The organism is Rubritalea tangerina (assembly GCF_042683245.1).
Taxonomy (GTDB): domain Bacteria; phylum Verrucomicrobiota; class Verrucomicrobiia; order Verrucomicrobiales; family Akkermansiaceae; genus Rubritalea; species Rubritalea tangerina.
Genome location: NZ_JBHUJB010000006.1, coordinates 1 through 6,984, shown reverse-complemented (window position 1 = coordinate 6,984; position 6,984 = coordinate 1). Strand labels below are relative to the sequence as shown.

The window sequence follows — 6,984 nt, the reverse complement described above, 5'->3', positions numbered from 1 at the left end:
ATTCAATATCAGGCTTTCCGTCTACTACAAAAAAGCTCGTAATCGACCTTAACTACGTGCCATTCTGGACAGTCACACAGTCCGCTGGAACCACCGCATTGGCCAGGACATAAGCCGTTAGATCGAGCCTACCATTACGACCCTATTCCGGCAGCTTTGTCAGCGGATGAGGTAAAGCATATTTTAGGAATTCAGGGCAACGTCTGGACGATTTTCATCCACGAGGAATGGTTGTTAGATATTTCTACTTGGCCGAGGGCAGCTGCGATTGCTGAAACGGGGTGGACTCAGAAGTCACAGAAGGACTGGGATGATTTTTATCAGCGACTGAGTCAGGTCCACAGGAAGCGTTTGGATGGGATGGGTATTAACTATTGGTGGGAAGAGACACGAACGCTTGGTGAGTGGTCACCGAATGAGCTTAAGCCAGGGGAAGGGCGTGTGGAATTAGAGTTTGATGTGAGTGATGCGATTCACGAGGGGGACTACGAAGTGAGTTTCAATTATACTGGGGGAGCGATGGGGTTAAGTATTGAGAAGGTGGGGCTCTATAAGGATGGAGCGCAAATTGATGTGGATAAACACAAGGGATTTACTGGCAGTAGTCAGAAAGACAATGTCTATCGATTCAGTGTGCCAGCGATTGATAAGGGGGCTAAGTACACGCTTAGAGCTCGGGTGTATGGAGATGGGGGGCAAGAATCTTCAGGGAGCGTGATCCAGAGCAAAGTCGAGACTAAGGTGTTGAAGAAGTTGCCATACGAGTAGCGCTTGTTGGCGGAGGATGGGTATGTGTCAGGGCAATGGGTCCTGGCACATTTTTGTTAGAAAGTATGAGAGTTGGGTAAGAATGTCTTTTCAAAGTGTGAGGAATGCTGCATGAGTCTGAGGGTTGAAGGACGATTTAAAATTTGAAGGGCAGGCGGTAGTCATTGGCGGGAGTGTGGCGGGTTTATTGGCGGCTGGTGTGTTGGCTCGTCACTATGAGCGAGTGTTGGTGATAGCTCCAGATGGGGGCAAGCAGGAGGTAAGGGAGCAACCACAAGGACACCATGTGCATGGTTTATTGAGTTCGGGGTGGAAAGCGATGGTGGGGATTTTTCCGGGATTGGAGAAGCGTTTGCGAGACGCGGGAGCGGAGTGGGTACACTTTGGCAAAGAATTTCGGTGGCATCATTTTGGTCATGTTAAGGCGGGCTTTGATGCATTGATGGAGGGGCCATTTATGAGCAGGGCCTGTTTGGAAGGAGCGATTCGAGATGAACTGTTAGGTTGTGATAGGATTGACTGGGTAGGAGGTAAGGTCGTGGGGCTCAAAGGGGAAAGTGCGAGGGTGAAGGAGGTTGTGTTAGACGATGGAAGGGAGATAGAAGCTGATTTAGTGGTAGATTGTAGTGGGAGAGGGACGCGCTTGCCTGAGTGGCTCAGGGGGGTGAATGGTGAGGAGGTGAGTGAGGAGTTGATCGCATCTGACTTACGCTATTGTTCATGTCGTTTCAGCCGTGTGGAAGTGGAGGGATGGAAGGCCTTATTTGTAATTCCCAAGCCACCTGAGACGCGGGCTGGAGCGGTTTTCCCTTTGGAGGATGGGAGTTGGTTAGTCACTTTATCAGGTAGGAAAGGGGATGAGATGCCAACAGATGCGGAGAGTTTTCAGCGTTATGCCGAGACCTTGGCAAGTAAAGAGGTGGCAGAGGCTATACGTGAGGCAAGTCCACTTGGGGGGAGTTTGAAGCATTATCGTTTTCAGAATAGTCGACGGTATGACTACGGAGCTTGTGCGTTACCCAACAACTTAGTGGCTTTGGGGGATTCTGTGTGTAGTTTCAACCCGCTGTTTGGACAGGGGATGACATTGTGTGCCTTGGAGGCAGAGAAGTTGGATGTGTGGCTTGCGATGGGAGCGGAGAGGTCGCGTGCGTATTTTGAGTTGATTGACCCACTGGTGGATCATGCTTGGGAGATGGTGATGGTGGAGGATATGCGGCATACTGGCTTGCTTGGAGAGCGATCGCTGAAGGTGAAGTGCATGCAATGGTTGACTGAGAGGGTGTATGCGAAGACTGCGGTGGATGGGCAGTTAACGCGGATTCTCTACGAGGTGATTCACTTTGAGCGGGCTGCGACTGACCTGTGCAAGCCGCAGCATCTGTGGCGCCTTTTTTGAGCGGTTGAGATTGTCGTTTATTCGACGTTAGTGAGGGATTTGTTGTCACTTGATTCTTTAGGGGACAGGTGGGGTGTATCCCTGCAATTTTCAAGGCTTTGGGTGGAGTTAAATGGTGGTTGGGAGTTTCTGATTGCGAGGGGGCAAGCGATGGCGTACATCCATGGGCTGTGCTGTTTCTCTGGCAATGGGGAGGCATTCACACAGCTACCACACACTATGAAAAAATCTAACTATCAGGCCCTCGCCGAAGCGAGTGGGTCGAGCATCGCATGTGCTTTATGGTCACCATTCTTATCGGGAGATCACGAATGGGAGGGGCATGGAGCTATGCGTGGGTTGGAGATATCTGTTAGAGAAAGGGGGGAGGCGTGAAATACACTTTGGTAGCGAGTTTATTATGGGCGGGAGCATGGCAGGTTTTTGGGCAAAGTATGCTCAGTAACGGTAGTTTTGAGACTGCTGCGGATAGTAGCTATAACCAATACCACTACAATCGCTTCACGACGGTGGCGCCATGGGTGATCGACAGGGCTGGGAATAATTATGGAGTAGCTAGGGTGAATCAGTCCTACGCGAGCTCTTCGGCGGTACAGGTGGGGAGTTTGGTTGGGAGTGCGGGGATGTGGTTGAGTGCGAATGGCAATGTGTCACAGGCAGCGAGTACGAGTTTCGCGGCGATGGGAGTGGGGCAGTTGGAATTTTCGGTAAAGATTGGTCAGAGTAGTAACTTTGCGGCGACGAACTCGATAGCATTGGAGGTTTTGGATGGGGACGGGACGGTTTTGGCAAGCAATGTGATTACGAGTTTGAGCCCGGGAGATGACTTGAGCGCATTTAGTTTGAGTTATGCCACGAGTGGGCAGGAGGCTGGGTCTCCGAGTGTGAGGGTCAGGTCGGGAGCGGGTAGTACGTCTGGTGTCTTTGTGATCGATGATGCGCAGTTGTTGTTTGAGGGGGAGGCCAACTCTCAGAAGCTTATTGAGCCGGTGGTGTGGGTAAATGTCGACACGCAGTTAGGGGCGGGTGGTCCCGTAAAGAAATATTGGGAACATAGACACGATCAAATCACTGGGGAGACGGGGGATAAGGTAGGTGTGCTGTTTGTTGGGGATTCGATTACCGACCAGATGACGCGCAGTCTTCAGACGGGGCCCTATGTCTTGGTTGATTCCGAGCACAAACCATTATTTGATGCGACCTGGACTTCACGTTTCAAGCCAGTGAATGCTGGGATTGCTGGGCAGGTGACTCAGAATATCCGCTGGCAGGTGGCGAATGGAGTGTATGATTCCGTGGCCAAGCCAGAGGTGATTTCATTGATGATAGGAACCAACAACCTGCATCAAAATGCGATCGCGTCTGGGTCATCGCCGGCGCCGGCGCTGGGGGATGTAGAGAATCGAGAGGATGTGGTGATTGGGATTCAGGCTGTGGTGCAAGATTTGCGGGCATGGTCGCCGGACTCCGTCATTTTACTGCACAGCATTTTGCCACGAAACTTCAATGGGGCAGATCCGGTTTCCAACAACTTAGTGGAAGGCGTGAATGCTGACATTGCGGTGTGGGCTGCGGGGCAGGTGGGTGTGGAGTATGTCGATCTTTACACTGCATTTTCTGATGGCAGCGGGGGGATTGATACAAGTCTCTATGATACTGACCAACTGCATCTGAGTTCGGCGGGGTACAGCAAGTGGTTTGAGGTGTTGAAGCCGCTGGTGGAGGACGTGTATGTGGTAGGTCCGCAGCATATAGAGCAAATGGATATTCCTCAGCATCGGGGGACCGTGGCAGCTAAGCCTGATTATTCAGAAGTGGAAGGGAAGGCGGGGACCTTTGGGTGGAACACATCGGACAAGTCTGAGACTTGGAGCGAGGCGTTTCAACGCGCTCGGGGGACGGCACCTACGCAGGAGGCGGAGTTGGTGTTTATTGGAGATTCAGTATTGATGTCATTTGGCAGTGTGGGGGGGCGCACGCATACTTTTGACCGAGGGAGTGCTACTTGGAATGCATTCAACTACGACCAATACAGTGCGGTGAATGCAGCGATGTCTGGCAACCAGACACAAAACACCTTGTGGATGCTTGAGAACGGTTTGTTAGACGGGATTGGTAAGCCGAAGATGTTTGTTGTGATTATAGGAACGAACAATCGTGAGGGGGTGATTGATAGCGGAGGGACTGAGCTGGTGTTTAATCCAGATGGAGCACAAACAAGCCAGCAAATTGCGGAAGGTATTTTATCGGTGGTTCAAGGTATTCAGGCGATTCATCCGAAGGCTCATATTGTGTGCACCAATTTTTTACGCGGGGCGCACGTGGGGGATCCTGAACGTGTGGTGACCCAAGAAGTGGATGTCATTTTAGAGAAGGCATTTGCCCGAGATAGTTCTTCATATTTGCATTACTTTGACATCAATGAGGTATTTATTGATCCGGCATCTCCGAATGGAGCGTATTATTCAAATTACCATGTTGGGGACAATATTCACCCGAATAACAATGGTTACACAGCCCTTGCAACTGCATTGCAGCCCTACATCGATAAATATGTAAAGGTGAGCGACAGGACGAACCGGGAGTCAGGAGTGACGGCAATCGACGCGACGGGATGGCAGGAAGAGGTGGCTCGTGGGACAGTGGCAACAGTGAGTGATTTCTCCCTTATTCGTCAAAATGCGGGGGTGACGGTGGATTTGTCAGGATTAAGTGGGGATGCTGCTTATGAATTTATAGTGAGAGCGCGTGATGTGGGGCAAGCGTCTGCGATTTTACTAGCTGATAGCAATGGCAGCATGCGGTTAGAGCAATGGAATAACCGTGAAAAGATGGGAATCAGCTATGGTGGAGATCACGTTTTTGAGCCCCTCTATGGGACAAGTGTGGCTTCGCCCTATGGTGGATTTCAGCATATGGTGTTCAACGTGCATGCGGAGGCTGGGTTTACGCATGTCTTTTTGAATGGCAGCTTAGTTGGCGTGTTGAATCGGGCGTATACGTTCAATCAAGCCGCGAGTTCTTTGGCCAACATCTCTGCTGAGCCCTTGGGGGCAGCGAACGAAGAGGTTCTTCATGGCTTTGCGGCGTATGATGGGGTTTTGAGCGATGAGGAAATTGCGCGTCACCACCGGGCTGCTTTTTGTTATGCATTAGCTGAGGTGGAGTTCAGTCAATTTCCGAAGCATCTACAGTTATATCCACGTGGGGAGGGGGGGACACTTGTGACGGTTCCGGTATCGGGAAATGTGTTAGAGAGTGGGTATGATGCCGTGGTGTTGAAGCTGTGGCGAGATGGGGTCGTCTATGGGGGGGAGGTTGTATCACCATTGACATATGTGGATGGTGAGGCTGCGTTTAGTCTGAGTCCTAGCATTGTTCCTGAACTCGCACAATACACTGTTCGTTGTTATCTAAGGGATGCAAGTGGAGACACACTTGTAGGCATTGCACATAACATTGTGGCGGGGGATGTTTACTTGGTTCAGGGGCAGAGCAATGCTTATGCACGAAATTGGAATGGTTCGGCTAATGAAAACTTGGGGCCCTACCTACGTTCCTTTGGGACGAATCCGATTTTTCAGTTTGGGGAATCAGCGAATGAGGAGGCGATGCGTGCGGGGTTCACTCAGGCAGATGTAGATTGGCACTATGCTATCGCTGATGAGGATGTTGATAACAATGACGACGACAGAGCACGCGGGCATGTGGGGCAGTTAGGGGCAAGGATTGGGGCTGCCTTGATTGAGCAACATCAGGTGCCTGTGGCTGTTATTACAGGGGCTCACGGAGGGAAGCAGTTAGATTTTTTTCCTCGAAATGACAGTCAGCCATCGGATACAGCGAGTAACTATGGCAGGTTGTTATGGCGGTGCCAGAAGGCAGGTGTGACGCAGGCGATTCGTGCCATTATTTTTTGTCAGGGTGAGAGTGATGAGGGAATCATTCACGGGCGCGTAGCAGGGACTCAGACACCTGAAGCATACGACGCGATGTTCAGTGCGCTTTATCATGATTGGATGAATGACTATGGGGTGGAGCATACTTATGCGATTCAGGTGCGGCCAAAGTGTTATGATTGGGTCGAGCCTAGTGATACGCGTTTGAGGAACTACCAGCGTTTGTGGGCTGACAAGTTCAGTAACTTTTCAGTGTTTTCGTACAATGCGATTGCTGGGCAATTGAATCCTGACTTTTGCCACTACGACTATGTTGATGGTTATGAAGCGATGGGCAATCAGATAGCGGCAGCGATGGGGCGTGATCTTTATGAGATGGCTGACGGCGGTAACTTGGATGCGCCCAACCCGATGAAAGCATCTTATTCAAATGGGTCTCGCACTGAGATTGTCATTCAGATGCGCCATCTGGGAGATAGTTTGATTGTAGATGCTGGAGTTGAAGACTATTTTCAGTTAGAGCGTGCTGACGGCACAGCAATCAATGATCCGTCAGTCACCCAAGTGGAAGTGCAACAGCATACCCTGACTCTCACTTTGTCTGGTGTGGCACCAGCTGAGGCGGCTAGGGTAGCGTTTCAATCTCATCAATTAGAAGTGGGGGCGGATTATTGGGTGACGAATGCCAATGGTGTTGGGATGCTGACCTTTTCACAAATGTTAGAGGGGGCACTTACTCCGTTAGAGACTTGGCAAAGAGAGGTACAAGGTGTTGCTCCAGGGGCATCTACTCAGACTGATACGGACGGGGACGGGCTAGTGGAGTTAATGGAATACGCATTGGGGACTGACCCGAATGGCACGTAGTTAAGGTCGATTACGAGCTTTTTTGTAGTAGACGGAAAGCCTGATATTGAA

The 6,984-nt window shown here is 50.8% G+C and carries 4 protein-coding genes; all 4 read left to right on the top strand.

The features are described from left to right. The first annotated feature begins 84 nt into the window (after positions 1-84). The gene (locus tag ACFSW8_RS01270; RefSeq protein WP_377091602.1) at positions 85-768 is read left to right on the top strand and encodes a family 20 glycosylhydrolase; all 684 of its coding nucleotides are present in this window, start codon (positions 85-87) and stop codon (positions 766-768) included. Between the two features lie 124 nt (positions 769-892). Beyond that, positions 893-2,167, top strand: coding sequence for an FAD-dependent monooxygenase (locus ACFSW8_RS01265; protein ID WP_377091111.1), 1,275 nt, complete (start codon positions 893-895; stop codon positions 2,165-2,167). A 219-nt stretch (positions 2,168-2,386) separates the two neighbouring features. After that, on the top strand, positions 2,387-2,542 hold the full coding sequence (locus tag ACFSW8_RS01260) for a hypothetical protein (RefSeq protein ID WP_377091109.1): 156 nt from the start codon (positions 2,387-2,389) through the stop codon (positions 2,540-2,542). Further along, the gene (locus ACFSW8_RS01255) at positions 2,539-6,933 is read left to right on the top strand and encodes a GDSL-type esterase/lipase family protein (RefSeq protein WP_377091108.1); all 4,395 of its coding nucleotides are present in this window, start codon (positions 2,539-2,541) and stop codon (positions 6,931-6,933) included. The genes ACFSW8_RS01260 and ACFSW8_RS01255 overlap by 4 nt, the downstream gene beginning before the upstream one ends. The last annotated feature ends 51 nt before the right edge of the window (positions 6,934-6,984 follow it).

Bases quoted from the DNA above. Each gene is read 5' to 3' on its own strand.
- ACFSW8_RS01260 (WP_377091109.1), top strand. From the start codon at position 2,387: ATGAAAAAATCTAACTATCAGGCCCTCGCCGAAGCGAGTGGGTCGAGC.